The organism is Paenibacillus sp. NPDC056579, assembly GCF_042793215.1.
Classification (GTDB): Bacteria; Bacillota; Bacilli; order Paenibacillales; family NBRC-103111; genus Paenibacillus_S.
Genome location: NZ_JBHTVD010000001.1, coordinates 1,252,608 through 1,269,831, shown reverse-complemented (window position 1 = coordinate 1,269,831; position 17,224 = coordinate 1,252,608). Strand labels below are relative to the sequence as shown.

General features: G+C 45.6%; 15 protein-coding genes. 11 read left to right on the top strand and 4 right to left on the bottom strand.

Translation table 11 applies throughout. From position 1 onward, the window contains the following. Positions 1-888: 888 nt before the first annotated feature. From ACFQ88_RS05745 to ACFQ88_RS05710, 8 genes are all read left to right on the top strand, one after another. On the top strand, positions 889-2,643 hold the full coding sequence (locus ACFQ88_RS05745) for a sensor histidine kinase (protein WP_239624422.1): 1,755 nt from the start codon (positions 889-891) through the stop codon (positions 2,641-2,643). Continuing rightward, a complete protein-coding gene (locus ACFQ88_RS05740) occupies positions 2,621-4,240 on the top strand; it encodes a response regulator (RefSeq protein ID WP_379452797.1) in 1,620 nt (539 codons plus the stop codon). The genes ACFQ88_RS05745 and ACFQ88_RS05740 overlap by 23 nt, the downstream gene beginning before the upstream one ends. Before the next feature lie 121 nt (positions 4,241-4,361). Further along, the gene (locus ACFQ88_RS05735; RefSeq protein WP_379452795.1) at positions 4,362-5,258 is read left to right on the top strand and encodes a nucleoside hydrolase; all 897 of its coding nucleotides are present in this window, start codon (positions 4,362-4,364) and stop codon (positions 5,256-5,258) included. A gap of 32 nt (positions 5,259-5,290) precedes the next feature. Continuing rightward, positions 5,291-6,622, top strand: a complete 1,332-nt coding sequence (locus ACFQ88_RS05730) for an ABC transporter substrate-binding protein (protein WP_379452793.1) — start codon at positions 5,291-5,293, stop codon at positions 6,620-6,622. 73 nt (positions 6,623-6,695) lie between these two features. Beyond that, positions 6,696-7,565, top strand: a complete 870-nt coding sequence (locus ACFQ88_RS05725) for a carbohydrate ABC transporter permease (protein ID WP_379452791.1) — start codon at positions 6,696-6,698, stop codon at positions 7,563-7,565. Positions 7,566-7,577: 12 nt separating this feature from the next. Next, positions 7,578-8,417, top strand: coding sequence for a carbohydrate ABC transporter permease (locus ACFQ88_RS05720; RefSeq protein WP_379452789.1), 840 nt, complete (start codon positions 7,578-7,580; stop codon positions 8,415-8,417). Positions 8,418-8,498: 81 nt separating this feature from the next. Continuing rightward, positions 8,499-9,425 (top strand): ribokinase, encoded by a 927-nt coding sequence (gene rbsK / locus ACFQ88_RS05715; RefSeq protein WP_379452787.1) that lies wholly within the window; start codon positions 8,499-8,501, stop codon positions 9,423-9,425. A 70-nt stretch (positions 9,426-9,495) separates the two neighbouring features. Then, entirely contained in the window at positions 9,496-9,708 is a 213-nt protein-coding gene (locus ACFQ88_RS05710; protein WP_379452785.1) for a hypothetical protein, read from the top strand. A 616-nt stretch (positions 9,709-10,324) separates the two neighbouring features. Here ACFQ88_RS05710 and ACFQ88_RS05705 read toward each other — a convergent pair. Genes ACFQ88_RS05705 through ACFQ88_RS05695 form a run of 3 tightly spaced genes read right to left on the bottom strand, consistent with a single transcriptional unit; the run spans position 10,325 to position 12,525 of the window. Continuing rightward, the gene (locus ACFQ88_RS05705; protein WP_379452783.1) at positions 10,325-11,140 is read right to left on the bottom strand and encodes an RnfABCDGE type electron transport complex subunit D; all 816 of its coding nucleotides are present in this window, start codon (positions 11,138-11,140) and stop codon (positions 10,325-10,327) included. Beyond that, positions 11,141-12,028 (bottom strand): FAD:protein FMN transferase, encoded by an 888-nt coding sequence (locus tag ACFQ88_RS05700; protein ID WP_239624404.1) that lies wholly within the window; start codon positions 12,026-12,028, stop codon positions 11,141-11,143. Between the two features lie 26 nt (positions 12,029-12,054). Continuing rightward, entirely contained in the window at positions 12,055-12,525 is a 471-nt protein-coding gene (locus ACFQ88_RS05695; protein ID WP_379452780.1) for an FMN-binding protein, read from the bottom strand. Between the two features lie 139 nt (positions 12,526-12,664). On the opposite strand from ACFQ88_RS05695, the gene ACFQ88_RS05690 reads away from it, so the two are divergent. The 3 genes from ACFQ88_RS05690 (at position 12,665) to ACFQ88_RS05680 (ending at position 15,075) form a co-directional block, all read left to right on the top strand. Further along, positions 12,665-13,336, top strand: coding sequence for a response regulator transcription factor (locus tag ACFQ88_RS05690; RefSeq protein WP_239624400.1), 672 nt, complete (start codon positions 12,665-12,667; stop codon positions 13,334-13,336). Positions 13,337-13,457: 121 nt separating this feature from the next. Beyond that, positions 13,458-14,624: a sensor histidine kinase gene (locus ACFQ88_RS05685; protein ID WP_379452777.1), complete on the top strand. Its 1,167-nt coding sequence runs from the start codon at positions 13,458-13,460 to the stop codon at positions 14,622-14,624. 220 nt (positions 14,625-14,844) lie between these two features. Then, on the top strand, positions 14,845-15,075 hold the full coding sequence (locus ACFQ88_RS05680) for a hypothetical protein (RefSeq protein ID WP_379452775.1): 231 nt from the start codon (positions 14,845-14,847) through the stop codon (positions 15,073-15,075). A 1,134-nt stretch (positions 15,076-16,209) separates the two neighbouring features. Here ACFQ88_RS05680 and ACFQ88_RS05675 read toward each other — a convergent pair. Then, the gene (locus ACFQ88_RS05675; RefSeq protein WP_239624392.1) at positions 16,210-17,127 is read right to left on the bottom strand and encodes a hypothetical protein; all 918 of its coding nucleotides are present in this window, start codon (positions 17,125-17,127) and stop codon (positions 16,210-16,212) included. Positions 17,128-17,224: the final 97 nt, after the last annotated feature.

The following is a 17,224-nucleotide window of genomic DNA, read 5'->3' as shown; positions in this document are numbered from 1 at the left end:
TATTTCCGTTTTTGCAGAGTAAATCGGTGATGTAGAGACGGCTGCTCTATTCCGGCAACGATCTCAGAACTACCGAAACATATATGACCCATCCGTAGACATTCGGGCATTAGACGCATCATTATTTTAATTACGTAAAATAATAATTTGACGAAATGAGTGTCAACACCTCCAAAGGAAGCGGTCCGACTTTGATCTGGTCAGCATCAGGAGCGACGGCTGCTGCCACGGTCTCCAAATTGAAACAACGTAAGCTTCCCCGCGCCAGTCGTTCATCCATGGAATCTGAGACAACTGGAGTAATGCAACTTTTTTAAGGTAGTGTTCGAGTTATTTTCCTTCTTCCTCGATAGACGCCCCTTTTTTATTGAATTGAGGGCGTCTTCACCTTGTTCTTCTAATACCCGTTTCCACTGTAAAACGGTAGACGGAGCCGCTTTCCCAGTTAAATAAGCTTGCGGTTCCAGAAATTTCCCTTTCGGAAAAAACTTGCCAATAAAAAAGTTCCTCCAATTGTTAGATTGTGTCTAATAATTGGGGTGCAGTTCAAATAGAGGAATTTTTCGACAATCCGACTGACCTTAAGAGGTCAGTTTTTCATTGTTATCCACTCCTTAATAATGGATTATGGAGCTCAGGAAATACAACGCTTGTTTAAGATTCGGTTTTAGAAAACGATTAACCGATGTTTGTTGATTATAACCGGACAATATTCCCAGTACCATTCCCTGAACTATCGGAATGAGCATTATGGTAACATAAATGTATAGCCGGGAGCTATGAATTATCATGGATGTCTTGTTTTTGACTTTATAAACTCATATAATGGCGTCGTGTTCTTCGACTATTTAAGGATTAAAGATCATGCACGGTAAAAGGGGATACTACATGATAATCAAAAAAAATATTTTTTCAAAAATGAACGCCGTTATCTTCATTTTTCTAATACCCATCTTACTCCTTTATGGCTTATCGAATCAGGTTAGCGTTCGTGTCGTAGAAGGGCTTCTGCAAAAAGAAAAGAGCAATCAGCTGGAGTTTTTCCGTAAACAATTGGATTCGATAGCTTTAAGCTTAGCTATGAATGCGATTACACTTACTAGAGATACAACGATATTGGGTATGGAAAGAACCATGTTGAACGGCAAACAACAGCTATCCAGTCAGATCGAATCGACTGTTCAGGAAAAACTGACTCTTCAGAGCTCCGCCAGCAGTTGGTATAACGATATTACACTGTACTTTCCCTCTGTACAAAAAACTTTATCGACCACGTTACGACAAATCCCTTATGATGAGCAGCAGCTAGACAAAAATATAAGAAATACCAATTGGAGCTACAGATCGGACCCTGACCGCCCGGATATGTCATCTTTTGTTTACTATGCAGGGGGGCCGATAAATGAAAGCGGGAAGCTGGATCAAAGTGTGGTTATTGTAGAAATGGCGTTTTATGAGCAAAATATTACCTCTCTATTGGATCAGTTGAAGACGGGCAGCAAAGGCGATCCCTTCATGGTTGACCGACAAAATCATATCAGCTATAACCGTACCTCGGATAAACAAACTACCGATGCTGTGGTGAATTTTCTTTTTCAAAATACTTTGGGGGAAAAGGGTGACTTTGTTACGGAAGTAGGTAAAAAAAGCTATCTTATAAACTACGTCTATTCACAAGCGCTTGGGTATTATGTTGTCGATTACACACCGCTGGAGCAAATATTAGCTCCCATCACCAAGATTCGAAACTTTTTCTATGGTTTTATTATCCTCTTGCTAGCGGTAGGAATACTGGTTTCCTTCCTGCTGTATAAGCATGTTCAGGCTCCCCTTCACGCACTCACTGCTGTCTTGAAAAGATTTCAGAACGGCGACTTTAACGTGAGGCTGAATCGATGGTTTCATAATGAATTTGATTTTGTGGTTGTTCGATTCAATGATATGGCAGGGCAAATTCAACACCTGATTGAGGATGTATATGAAGAAAAAAACCGGTCCCGCCTGGCTACATTGAAACAGCTGCAAGCTCAAATTAATCCACATTTTTTGTACAACTGTCTTAACTTCATCATTAGCTCTGCAAGTCTTGGCCGCAATGAGCCTGTTATCGCCATGGCTTACAATCTCAGTGATTATTATCGTTATATCACCCGGCTTGACGACCCCCATACCTGTCTCGTAGATGAGCTGAAATTAGTGAAAAACTATTTGGAAATTCATTTGTTAAGAATGCAGCGGATTCAATACGAAATGATAATTCCTGAGGAAATGATGAACTTGCGTTTGCCAAGGCTCCTTATACAGCCCATTGTAGAAAATGCGATAGTTCATGGCTTGGAACCCAAGATGGGGGGAGGCGTCATTCAGATTACCGGAGAGCTTACAGAGGATTACACCCGCATAACGATTGAAGATAACGGCGTTGGTCTTACAGCAGATAGGCTGCATCTGTTAACGGAACAACTTAATAGTCCTATGGATGAAACAACCGGATATGGACTTTGGAATGTGCAGCAGCGTTTAAAGTACTGGTTTGGTGAACAATCCGGACTGGAATTGCAACCATCATCAAATCTGGCAGGACTTAGTGTGACTATTTACTGGAGAAAGGGGACTCATCATGATTCGATTGCTTCTGGTTGACGATGAACCTGTTATTTTGGAGGATTTGACTTTATTTATAAGGAAAACTACAAACTTTGATTGCGTATATACAGCTGCCTCTGGGCAAGAGGCCGTTCAGATCATTGAGCAATTCCCTGTCGATATTGTTGTCACCGACATTCGCATGCCGGGAATGACAGGGCTTGAATTGTGCGAGTATATCAAACAGAAACAGATGGATATCGAATGTATCCTTTTATCAGGCTATGCTGAGTTCGAATATGCACAACAGGCGTTAAAAACCAACGCAGCGGCGTACCTGTTAAAGCCGGTCAAGAAAGATGAGCTGCTGCAAACCATTCTTCAAACGGCTGAAAGGCTACAACAAAAGAGGGAAGCCGTGGTTTCCAACAAAAAAGCGCAGGAAACGCTTCGTTCTCATATCGTGCGCTTACAAGCATCTCTACTGCTCGAATTACTTAAAGGGGGAAAGCAGACCCCGGGGATATTGACCGAAGAAATGGAAAGGTTAAGTATTCCTTTCTCATCAGGGGATAAGGCAGCTTTGATGCTGCTAAGAATTGAAAATCGCTTTTTGGAATATGATGAGCGGGACATTTCCTTATTTGAATATGCAATCGTTAATATTACAGAGGAAGTGTTCCAAGAATTTTTTGAAGTTTGGTCCTGCAAAGACGACAGTCATTATCTGGCTTTCTTAGTAAAAACAAAAAACAATGATTTGCTGGATGCCTCCCGAAAAAAGCTGGAGCAGTTGATCCCGCAATTACAGCATTATATAACGATATATCTTCAAGGAAAAATCTCAGTCATTGTCAGTGACTTTGAAGCTTTCCCCCAAGGACTTACCGAGCTGTATCAAAAAGCTCTGACGCTGTTCAGAAGGCTGCCCGAAAGCGAACAGGAGTTGTTTCAACGTTTGTGGGACCAAGCTCCGCATACACCACTGAGGCCTCTCCAGCGGTTGTACGAACCTCCTACCGTTTTACAGCTGATAGAGACCGGCCGGTGGCAGGATGCACAGGAGAGATTGAACTATATTTTTGAAGAGCTGAGCAGCAATGGAATGGACTCCGCGGAATATTTATCGGAAGTGTATTTTGCTTTATCGAATGCCTACACCTACGTGATTCACATGTATGGACTGCAAATGGCGGATGTGATAGAGGAGCCCTATATGAGAGGGATTAACAGCCCTGTGTTTCGTACCGTGAAGCTGCTTCATGCTTGGGCGGCTCAGGTGCTGAATCGGCTTAAAGAACGCGTTGCCGTTGGCGGTAACGTGAGTAAGAGCTCACTTGTATTGCAAATTCATCAATATATAGAGCGCCATCTCTCCGAGAATGTAACCCTGCAGGCCATCAGCGACCACGTCCATCTTCATCCGTCTTATTTGTCGGTTGCGTACAAACAAGAAACCGGCGAGAACTTGAGCGAATATATTTACCGGTACCGTATGGAGAAGGCTGCCTACTTGTTGAGAAATTCAAAGGCCAAAATCTATGAAATCTCCGCCCTGCTGGGTTATCAATATACCCCCTATTTTACAAAATTGTTTAAAAGCTATTATAACGTATCGCCGCAAGAGTATCGCGCCATGTCGGGTCGAGAATAGGCACAATCTTTAGATTGTCCTCTAAGATCTTAAAATATCATCCGTTTTCGCCTCCCCCTATACAACCTATACTTAAATTATGAATCGGAAGCATCTCAAAACAAATAGGGGGACTCCAGTAATGAATCGCATAATACTCGATACGGATATCGGAACGGATTCGGATGATGCCGTCGCATTATCGCTTGCGCTAAGATCGCCGGAAATCAAGCTTGAAGGAGTGACAACCGTATACGGTAACGTACATGTCCGTGCGGAAATTGCCAAGAAAATCATGGCCTTGTCCGGTGACAGCGAGGTCGAGGTGTATCCCGGAGTTGTACAGACATTATTGCACAACCGTGAGGTGTTCTGGGCAGGGATTGAGGGAGAAGGGTTGGACATTGACGATCAGGGTAGGAACGACGGTAAGCATGCCGTTGATTTTATCATTGAAACGGTAATGAATAACCCGGATCAAATCACTTTGGTGACCATCGGGCCGCTGACAAATATCGCTGCAGCTATTATTCGAGAGCCGCGTCTAGTGAGGCACGTCAAGGAAATCGTCATGATGGGCGGTGTCGTTCGGTTAGGCAGCAGCGCAGTGGAGCTCCCTCCCATCGAGCATAATGTGAAATGCGATCCCGAGGCAGCGTCGCTGGTGTTCTCCAGTGGGGCACCAATCCTTATGGTAGGGCTGGATGTAACGAGGCAGGTTGCCATTACGAGACAGGATAAAGACGATTTGACAGCCTCGGCAACCCCGTTGGCCGTTACTTTGACCAAGCAAATTGAAGGGTATATGGATTACCGAAAGAGGGATTTCACATTTATGCACGATCCTTTAGCTGTTGCGCTGCTGATAGACCGCCAGCTTGTAACGACCCGCAGGATGAGCATCCGCGTTGATTACGATCATCGACATCCGACGGGAATCACGGTTGGGGAGCTCAATGAGGCTGGGAATGTTGAGGTTTGTCTTGAGGTGAACCGCGAATCCTTCCTGAAGCTGTTGAAAGAAAGAGTGTTCTGCTGATACACACGCATTTATAGAAGGGGGCTTTTACTTTGAAAAAAATACAAGCTGGTGTCGTTTGTTCGCTTGCTCTACTGCTATCTGCAGGATGCTCCGGGACCCCGGGTAAAGATTCTCAGTCCGTCCAGCAAGAGGCTAGCTCTTCAGGCACGACTGAAATTTCGTACTTGGCTAACTCTATCTGGGAAAAGCCTATTAAGAAGGTTATCGAAGAATTTGAGAAGGAAAATCCCAATATCAAGGTGAATCTGCAGCTCAGTCCTTCGACCAAACTGACGGAAACCATTGAAATTAAGCTTGCTTCCAAAGCACAGGATCTGGATGTTATCTCTGTCGATGTTCCGCTAACAATGGGTTATTCGTTAAAAGGTTATTTGGAGCCGCTCGATGCTCTGATAGGCGCTGACGCGAAGCAGAAATGGATAACGTCGGCGACAGAGGCAGGCTCCTATCAAGGACAATTAATGGCGGCGCCGATGAATACCTCCAGCGTCGTGCTGTTTTATAATAAAGATTTGTTCCAGAAAGCAGGCATTGCGTTTCCATCGGATCAATTGGAATATCGGATGACGTGGGAGAATGTAGTGGAAGTTGCCAGGAAATTATCCAAGGATACGAACGGCGACAATCAAAATGACGTCTATGGTTTCAGTTTCGATCAGGTTGGCAAGGCCTATCAGCTCATTTCGCTTGGACAAAGTAAAAATGCGAAGGTGCTGAGCGACAACGGTCTAACCGCTACAGGCTACACGAATTCACCGGAAATGGTGAGCGCGTTCCAGTTCTACTCAGACCTGTTCAATAAAGAGAAGATTAGTCCAAAAATCAAGCGGGAGGAAGCTCTGGATTACTTTATTTCCGGTAAAGTGGCGATGTTCTTGGCTTCAACCCAGAATATGCCTCGTATTAAAGATGCCGGGATGAATTACGGGATAGCTCCTCATCCTTATTTTGCCGGGGGTAAGATTGCCACTCCTACAGGCAGCTGGCATGTAGGCATCTCCAAATATTCCACGAAAAAAGAAGCGGCAGCCAAGTTTGTCAAGTATTTAACGTTAGGAAAAGGCTCGCAAATTTGGTTTGATGAAAACGGGGCGCTGCCAGCGAGTCTGGAGCTGCTGGATCAGATCGATAAAGACCCTAAATATAAAGATTTCCCCAACAGCATTATGAAATTAGCTGCAGGCGAAGCGCGCGAAACAGCAGCTGCACGCCCCAAAACGCCAGGGTACTTGGAGTGGGAAAACAATGTTAACAAGGCATTCGAGGATATAAAAAACGGTTCCGATCCGAAGAAAGCCTTAGATGATGCCGCAACATTAATCGATAGTCAGTTAAAGAAATATCAATCCGTGGTGAAGTAAATAACCGTTCTGGGGATGAGGGTGAACAATCCCGACCCTTCATTCAGAACTATTGAACTAAAGATGACTGAAGGTGAATGACATCAGAATAGAGAGAATCACCCCTTATATCTTCTTATTTCCAGCCATGCTCGGCTTGCTAATGTTTAAGCTGTATCCGGTGTTTAAGGGCTTGGAGGACAGCTTTTATGCACCATCTTTTCTAAGTGATAGTGAAGCATTCATCGGTTTGAACAATTATAGCTTCCTGTTCAGCGATCCGGTTTTTTGGAACTCTTTGAAAATTACGTTGTTATTCAATGTATTCATCAATCCGATTCAGGTCATTCTTGCTTTTATGCTGGCGCTATTACTAAATGCCAAGCTCAAGCATATCGGGCTGTTTAGAGGGATTCATTTTGTTCCCGTAGCCGTTTCGGTCTCTACCGCGTGTATCTTATGGAACATCATGCTGAGTCCTGAACAAGGAGTCGTCAACTCCATGCTGGTCGGCTTGGGCTTAGAGCAGCAGCCTTTTCTAACGGGCTCCAAACAAGCTCTTGCTTCAATAATCGGCATCGCAACTTGGAAAGGTATCGGGTATTGGGCTATCTTTTTTCTTGCCGGCCTGCAGGAGGTTCCTGTGTCGCTATACGAGGCGTCATCCATAGATGGGGCATCGCGTTGGGAGCAGTTTAAACAGGTCACGTTTCCGATGATGAAGCGGTCCATAACCTTTGTCGCTGTATCGGTAACGGTTTCCAATTTCCTGCTGTTTTCCCCCATGTATATTCTCACCCAGGGCGGACCGGAACACAGCACGAATGTCCTGATGCTGGAAAGCTACAACAGCGCTTTTCTTTACTCCGATTCAGGCAGGGCCTCAGCGATTGTTATTATTTTGCTCCTTTTAACTTTAAGTATCGTTGCTATGCAATTCAAATTTCTAAGGGCCAAACATTAGAGAGGAGATCCCATGAAACGCAATCAAGGTACGATCCCATTACTGTATATCGCACACATCCTTCTGGGGTTAGTGATTCTGCTCCCTCTGGGGTTTGCGTTGGTCTCATCGCTGCGGCCTCTGGACGAGATCTTTCGCTATATGTCTCCAGTATCTTGGAGAACGTTTGTGCCGACTGAAATTACTTTTGATGCTTACGTTTCCTTATTTGTAGAAAGAGGCTTCGGGCGGATTTTCTTTAACACGTTCTACGTTTCCGTTGTGAATGTTGTAATCGGCTTGATTATCGCTTCGATGGCTGCCTTTGCTTTTGTCTATTTCGAATTTAAAGGAAGAAATTTATTGTTTTTCCTCGTTATTCTGACATTCATGATACCGTTTGAGGTTATCGCTATCCCTTTGTACGGCCTGGTTGACAGCCTGGGGTGGATTGATACCTACTCCGGCATTATTGTTCCCGGTTTGGCTAATGGTTTGGTCATTTTCCTTTACCGGCAGTTTTTCCTTGACCTTCCTAAGGCGCTTATCGAATCGGCCCGGATGGACGGAGCTTCATGGTTCAAAATTTATGCGGGAATCATCCTGCCGTTGTGTAAGCCTGTAACGGTCAGTGCCGGATTGTTAATCTTTATCCACCAGTGGGAATCCTTCATGTGGCCGTTGATTGCAACCCGGTCGAAAGAGTATAAAGTTATCCAGGTTGCGTTGAGCGATTTTGTCACCGAGTTTGCAACCTATTGGAATGAAATGTTTGCCGGCATCATCATCGCCGTAATCGTGCCTGTCCTTGTTTTGCTGCCGCTGCAGCGTTATTTTGTCAACGGTATCGCAAATACAGGATCGAAAGAATAGTTCCATGAATGGAAGCGACCCAATGAATCCGGGTTGCGACTGATAGTTCACTATCCGCTGGGCCTATGGGAGGTAAATTCAATGGGAAACATAGTGGTCGTTGGAAGTATTAACATGGATTTTGTATGTTATATTCGAAAGCTTCCACAGCCGGGGGAAACGGTTCAAAGCTATAAAACGGAGACGAAATCCGGCGGTAAGGGAGCCAACCAGGCGGTTGCGGCAGCTCTTTCGGGCGGGAATGTCACTTTAATCGGGGCGGTTGGCAATGATTTTTACAGCAGAGATATCTTGTTTGGCATTAAGAAGTACCAAGTAAATACAGATCGGGTCTTATGGAAGGATAGCGACATTGGTACAGCCTTTGTAGTTGTAGACGAGTCAGGCCAAAACAATGTTTTTCTAAGCGAAGGCGCGAATGGGTGCTTGACGGTTGAAGACTTGCAAGGGCTGACGGAATTGTTCGACTCCTCGTCGGTATTACTTGTACAGAACGAAATACCGTGGGCCTGTACGCGATACGCTCTTGAGACGGCAAAACAGCGGGGAGTACAAACCTATTTCAATCCTGCACCGGCATCAGAGATCGAAGAGGTTGTATTTCCATTAATAGATGTAATGATCTTGAACGAATCCGAGGCCGAATTCATTACTTCTATACGAATAGAGGATGATTTATCGAACGTCAGACAAGCCGCCAGCCAGATTATTGCCTTGGGAGTCAAAGAAGTTATCATCACATTGGGCGAGAAAGGGTCTCTCTATATGAACCATCAGGAAGAAGCTCTCTTTACGTCAGCTTATCCTGTACAAGTCGTGGATACAACGGCTGCAGGCGATACGTTCATCGGATCCTTTATCGTAGCGAGGCAACAAGGTATGACGGTTAAGGATGCTCTGCAGCGAGCTAGCGCCGCTTCAGCTATTGCTGTGTCACGTGCCGGGGCTCAAGAATCAATACCTAATGTTGAGGAAATCGCTAACTTCTTGGAAAGATGCTCCACATGAGTTTACAATGCATATCATTCCGGCAGCGACTTGGGTTGTTTTCAGGATTACACGTGAGCAGATGGCGGTAATGATCGCCAGATCGTTTGCTTTTGTTTCCGGTAAACTAAATTTGCCGGGGAGCAGCCAGTCGCTTGCCACGTTCGCCGATCGCGAATCGATCTCGGCCTGGGCGCAGTCTGCAGTCGCCGGATCGGTGGAAGCGGGAATTATCGCCGGTTGGACGGCGGACGTTTCGAGCCGCAGCAGTTTGCAACCCTGGCCCAAGCAGCAACGATGCTGAAGAGATTGCTGCAAAAAGTAGATTTTATCGAGTAGTACGGCTTTGCTGCGTTGCAACGGTTGTATTCGCCCCATAAAGGAAAGAACACGTGTTACAATGGAAAAAAATTTCAATCACACTGGGAAGCACCTCGCGCCTGATTAAATGCTGCGGGGTGCTTTGCGTTTAGAGCCAAATTCGCGGCAATGTGCAGTTTGTATAAAAGTGCTTATTTTGACGACTTTGGAGAGTAGATCGGAAGCCAGTCCACGCAGGTAACGGTCGCAGAACATCAGGGGAGTTGGCATATAGTATGGAACGAGCAGGTGCTGTCGGCCTATGCCGTTAACAACTGGTAACGTGATCCGACATCAGCATTCATGAAACCCAAGTTCATGTCAACCGATGTCGGGTGACATGAACATTATCTCATTGAATAGGCTCGTAAACCGCAGTATTTCATGAGATTGGATTCTAGTATATACCACGTAAGAATCGCTTTCGAGATCAATAAAACGCGGTTTTAACCGAGTCCTCCTTGTTCTCTAGCATTTCCACGATTTCCAGAGCATTGAATTCAAATATATCATTTAGTAAGCAATGTTAGTTTAGAATGGTTTGATTACAGCATACTCTTTTATTGTCCTGGCACCCCGGCCTGGTTTTTCTTCGATACTTGCAGCGGTAAGCGAGCATTAAGCCAATGGTACATGTTGCCTGCAAGCAGTCCGATGAACAAGTAGGTCAATCCGCCGAAAATCGCATATACGACTGCTCCCGTCACCGCCGTTACAATACCAAAAACTATCTGGTCCTTGACTTTCGCGGGGGAAGTAGGCGGGTCGGTAAGCATGAAAAACCCGAAAAACAACGTCGCATTGATAAAAGGCGGCCGGAGCGCGTCAGAAGCATCTCCTATATGGAGAAGGCCCATGACCAGAAGCAAAAGAAAGAATACCGCAAAAAATGCGAAAATTTGAGGATACTTCTGAACACGGTTCGTTATCATATAACCTCCTATCAGCAAAAAGAGGATGGTCCATACAGGGAGGTCGCCGAAAGCTCCCCACCAGCTTTGCCCGGCATGAAACAGCGGAATGGCAAGAAGCAAGCCTAACGCCGCCGGATTTAAAACCGGCTTCTTCTTATTCACGAGAAGATGCTTGGAGAGCACGGCCATAACCGTTGTAGCCGATAGAATAAGCCAAGAGGCCGTACTGCTTAGGACCAAGGAAATAATGAGCCCTGTGATCACAGCACCGTCCAGCACGATTCGCTTGCGCTTCTCCGCCCAGGAGCACAAATAATCGACAACTAGCGCAGCAGCTACAGCGAAAAGTCCATTCATGATGCCCGCGGCGCTATGAGAGCCTAGAGACGCTATAACAAGATAGGCGGTCAAAGTCATTGCTACATAGCCCTTTGGGGATTGAAACCATTGTTTTGCAGTCACTTATATCTCACCTGCTTTTATGATTTGCATAGATGAATTGATGAAAATGCCTTTAAGCTTCACTTGTTCGATCAGTTTCAGTGCACCATCAATCCCTAAAAGGAACGATACCGTGGAAAGGGCATCGGCCAACATGGCATACGGCGCGATAACGCTGCTGCTCACCAGGCCGGACGGCGAAAGCTTGGTTTGGGGGTGAATCAAATGATGCTGCCCTATACCTTTTGGACTCTTGCGTTCGTAGCTTCCCGAGGTACAAATGGCTTCATTGGAAATGGATACCGTATAGATAACGTCTTGCCGATTCATGGGATGACGGATTCCTACGGTCCACGGCTCCGCCGACTCATCCTGTCCCCCCGCATAGATATCCCCACCGGCATTGATTAAAAAACCAGGGAAGCTCCCTAATTCATTTGCTGCCAAGTCGATGGCAAACCCTTTGGCCACCGCTCCCAGGTCAAGCACGGCCGGTTGCAGCAAGCAGATGGTCTGTTCCGGCTCATTCAAGACGATATCCCGAAAGGTCGCAAAACCGGATGCTGTACTCTCCACGATATCCCCTGTCAAGTAGCGGCGGTTAAACCCACGTTCCTCCATCAGCTTGCCCACAGTAGGATCGAATACGCCGTTCGTCCATTCAGCAATCTCTAGAGCAAACTTTAGAGGCTCGAATAAGAACGGACTTACTCTAACGGGGGTTTCGACATGACGGCATACTCTCATTAGCTCACTATCGGGATCGAAACGGCTGCAAGCAAGCTCGACTTGCCGGAACATCTCGAAAGCCCGTTCAATGCTTCTTTCGACCATCAAGGATCCCTCAATCCCTTCAGTAACTACTTGAATATCAACGACGGTATCCATACATAACTTAGTTTTCTTCATGGCATTACCTCATTAAAAGTTCTTATTTAAGCATTCTTTGCCTGGGTGAGTGCATCTTGAACGGCATCTTGGAAGGCCTGCGTACTGTAGGTCGCACCGGAAACGTTCTTCACTTGGGCACTTTGCTTTTGCAATACTTCCTTGGGCAGTCCGGCAACGTCTCTTTCCGAATAATGCATGGCAAAGTCACTTATCTCAACGTCCGTGATGTTGTCGTTCTTCACCGTTACCTCGACCTGAATTGAGCCCCTGCGGTTTCTTCCCATCCCTGTATAAGTGCCGTCTTTGTATTTACTGCTGGATACATTGGCACTTGTATCGGGTGTTTGTCCGCTGCTTTTTGTTGAACCTCGGACCATATCGCTTTTATCCGTCTGGACATAAGGCGCGGATTGATCTATCGAAGCTTGGGTTTCCGTTGCCATATATCCAGCTGCATATACGGCCGCTATAGCTGTTGAACACAGAACTACCCATTTCTTATTCAATTTGGCCATTAGGAGTCTCTCCAATCCGATTATCGTTAATTTTCTCTGCCGATGAGCTTAATTATAATAGGGGATTATTTAAATTTTCTTAAAATCGGTCTTTCTGATACTATGGATGTAACGATTTCTGATAAGGGGGGAATCCGGTATGCGTGTGCTTATAGTGGAAGACGATATATCCCTGCTTGCCGTAATACGAGACATTTTTGAAGGCGAATCTTTCTTGACGGATACGGCCGAAAGCGGCGACGAAGGATATTATTTGGCTCAGCAAGCCATACATGATTTAATAGTGCTCGATGTGATGCTACCCGGGATGAGCGGCGTCGAAATCGTCCGGCAGCTAAGGTCGCAAGGGATGTTGATTCCCATCATTTTACTAACGGCAAAGGATGCGGTGGAGGATCGAGTGGCTGGCCTGGATGCGGGAGCCGACGATTATTTGACGAAGCCTTTTGCTGTCTCCGAGCTTATGGCACGGACTAGGGCGGTGCTCCGGAGGCGGGGCACGATCGGACAGGAAGGAGATCTGATCTGCGGACCGATCCGGTTGGTTCCCGGGTTGCGAGATGCTTTTAACGGGGAAACCCCATTGCATTTGACGGCGACCGAGTATGCGCTGTTGGAATTTTTCTTATGCAATAAGGACCGCATTTTAACACGCGAGCAAATCTTTGATCGTGTGTGGGGCTTTGATTCAGGTGCGGCCACATCGGCTATCGACGTATATGTCCATCTTCTTCGCAAAAAGCTTGCGGCGCATGGTGCAGACTCGCTGCTTAGAACGGTACGGGGGGCCGGCTATGTATTTCATGTTTAAGAACACAAGATGGCGCCTTGCCATTCTTAATACGTTGGTTTTTTTGGTTATTCTGTGTGTGTTAAGTTCCTTGTTTTATTGGCATATGCAATCACGGTTGTTACATGAAACGGATGAAATTTTGCAACAAGCGGAAAAACGAATCCATTCCTATCGGAATTTGAATGATCTGCTTCGTTCGGACCGGGTTGATCTTCAGAAGGATGAAAGAACGGTATACCTTTTTTGGGATGCCCAGGGACAGCTGGTAGGACAATCGCCCAAGCAAGCTTTTTTCAGTGAATTGGCCGATCAGCTTAGAGCCGCTTCCGATTCGGCAGCCGTACGAACGGTACGAGTAGACCAACATAGCTATCGTGTGGTGCAGTTCCCGGTCCAAAGCCAGAGCCACAGCTCGATAGCCTCCGTCGAAATTGTCCGAAGTCTGGAAGATGTGCAGCATACCCTTCGTTCTCTTCTTTTGGATATAGCTGCTGGAATGGTAGTCGGCGCGGTCATATCTGCCTTTGCGGGGCTGTTTCTGGCCGGGCGTGCATTAATTCCGATCCAGCAAGCATGGGAAAAGCAACAACGCTTTGTAGCTGATGCCTCACATGAGCTGCGAACGCCGACGGCAGTCATCCACGCGCAAACCGAGCTGCTTCTCCGGTACCCGGATCATTCTATCGAGCAGGAAAGTCCACATATCGCAGTGGTATTAAAAGAAAGTAAGCGAATGAGCAAGCTTCTGGACGATCTTCTGACGCTAGCCCGTTCTGACTCGAACCAGCTGGAAATTTCCTCATCCCAAATAGCTTTGGATGCATTAATAGAAGAATTGTCGGAACGATTCGAGCTATTGGCAAGTACGAAGAACATTCATATTGTAACTGATGTTAAGCAGCCGTTGACTCTGTGGGGGGATGAGGGAAGAATCAGGCAGCTGCTGATCATCCTTTTGGATAACGCATTAAAATATACTCCGTCCTCCGGAACGATCGAAATCAGCGGCTGTTATCAAGGGAATTCCGTTTGTATGCGTGTAAAAGATAATGGCATCGGCATTACTACGGAAGATCTCCCTCATATATTCGATCGTTTCTACCGCGGTGATAAGGCGAGATCTCGAGCAGAAGGCGGGACAGGGCTCGGTTTGTCCATCGCTAAATGGATTGTGAACGTGCACGGGGGCGTCATCCGTGTCGATTCCGCCATTAACGAAGGCACCCAGATCGAGCTGCTGTTCCCAAGAAAAAGTAAAACAGATCAAAAACCTTCTACTTCTCAGAAGCACAGAAAATTACATTAAGGGGTAGAGACGGGATTGAATGTGCCTTGGGAATTTAATTCATAGCACAAACAACCTATAGAACCGATGGCATTCAATGAAAAAAACGAGCTTGAGCTTCTAATTCAAACTACAAGTAACCATTCATTACTGGAATCCTGCATAACATTATTGTGACACCTTAATAGGCATAAGCATAGGATGATATGTCAATTAATGCTAGTAAGAATGGAGGTTCTTCATGTACTGGATAAACACGATCTGGAATAGATCTGCTTTTACTCCAATTTGGGCTATTTCTACCCAACAAGCACTTGAATTAATAAGAGAATCAGTTCAAGGAGAACGGAATGATGAGTTATTCTATGATCAACTAATAAGACTTGCACCTAATCCCGAACAAGCTTCTGTCATCGCTACCATTCGAAATGATGAACGGGGACATAACCAAATGTTCCGACAGATGACCTAACCGGTTACCAAGTGACAGGCGTTAGTAATGAAGAGCCGGAACAAGTAAAATCGTATATACTGGGGTTACAAAAAGCTTTTCAAGGTGAATTGTCAGCAGTTGAGAAGTATCGGAGGATATGGTTTGGATTACCTTCTGGGATTTATAGAGATACGGTTTATGGAATAATTCTTGATGAGCAAAAGCATGCAGCTAAATATAATAACTTACTTATAAGGGATTTAACTGGGCAGCACTGACAATTTTCCATAAAGGAAGGATAGTGAAGTGACAAGAAAAACTGCGGCAAATGATGACTTTGGAAATCGGTTCGGGTAAGATCGCTCGATGGGAGCAAATGGAACGATGCTCCTGACATATCGATACGGAATGTATTTTATACGAGGATAGCCTCACCCTGACATGCCGTCTCATTCAAATGTGCGCAATTGGAGGACAAGACGTAGATTTAATAAACAAACCTATAGAATGACATAGAGTAGAAATTCTATATAGAACAAAGCCCTGAGGCACCCTCAGGGCTTTTTCTTATAAAGCATACATAAGATTTGGCGGCTACAGAGAAAAAAGAAATTAAACAAATTTACATTGAAGGACTCTCATTAGGAATTGATGTTTTAGACTTATCAGAAGCATTGTTCAGATCCAATTCAAAAGAATGGCATAGGGCCATCCGAAGCCAATAGATGGAATATTGCATGTGGCATGAGAATGCTTGAGAAGCCCAATCCTGTGGGGTTAAGTCGAGGGTTAATCCCCTTAAAACCGAAATTGGAAGTCTATCCTCGCAGGTTATCCCAATTGCTAGTTTTCCTTATTACCTAGCGCTTACAGCCATCAATATTATTGTATCGATAATCAGAAAGTTATTGTCCCAGGAAGAGAACATCCATAAAGGAAAGAGTGAGGAAATGAAAATTTGGAGTAAGATTATGAATAACTCGATTGAAGTTCATCAAATGATAAGATCGGACGTAGATTGTTGAAATTGTAAAATACAAGCTATAAAGGCAGTCGTAAGCATTAGCTTGTCCACTTAGGTAATCGGCAATGCAACACCAAAAAGCACCAGAGACAGCAGCACAATCGTCTGCAACTCAGGTGCTGCTTAAAGACACTAAGACCTCTGTCCTTTTAGTTTTTCAGGCTGCGCCAGCCTGTGTAATCGTGCACGGCGATGCCAGCATACGACGGGTGAGCTTTCACCAGCTCATCGATTCGAGATATTTGAAGGTCCATCTCTACTTTCCCCTCTTCATAGAACGTGATGTACGGAGTATCCGGAACAGCATTCGTTTCGAGGCTGAGCCACACCTTCTTGCCGTACTTGTCGCCCCAGGCAAGTTCCTCCTTGACGAGGTCCGCTACCGCGTCACCTCGATCCCGATAAGACATGAGGGCAACCTCGTCGAGCTTGGCAATCAAAGCTTCACCTAATGCGACTCCGCTGCTAAGCAATACGCTGTCGAGCCAGAACGGCAGCGCTGCGGAGGTCGATAAGGCGGGAGTTTTTTTCATTTCGTCGTGAAAATAGGTAAGCGCATCAAGCCATATTTTCGCCATGCCACTTTGGTCGGTTGACCATTCCGCAAGTAGATAAGGCTCGACGTCGAGTTGAATGCCGGAGAAGCGTTCGTTCTTGGCGACGGAAGCGTTGTACGTCTTTACCCAGCCGATCAGGCTTGTGATCCGTCCGCGATTTTCGGGGAGCACCCAATAGGGAGCGCCATCAAGCGCGTACACTTCAATGCCATTTTCGGCGGCGGTCTTGATCATGCTGCGGTAGGCATTCTTTGGAACATCAGGGTTGACTTGAAGATAGATGCGGGAGATTTGCTGATTTTTGACAAACTGAATAATTTGATTGCGTCCGGTGATTGTGGTTATTAGCGAAGTATCCCACAACCAGGTGGCTTTTTGTTTTCCCGACGGCAATGGCGCAGCTAATGCGGCCCACGCTGTAATAAAAGCGACTGATAACAGGACCAATGTAACGATTACAATTTTTGGCCATATTCTGTAATTCCAATAGATGTTTTTGGCCCAAGCCATGTTTCTTATAGCACTCCTTTAGTTGTTAGACGAATTCCTCTTCCGGAAGATTGATTCCATTATATGCCAAGCGTGGACTGGCTAATATGGTTCTTAT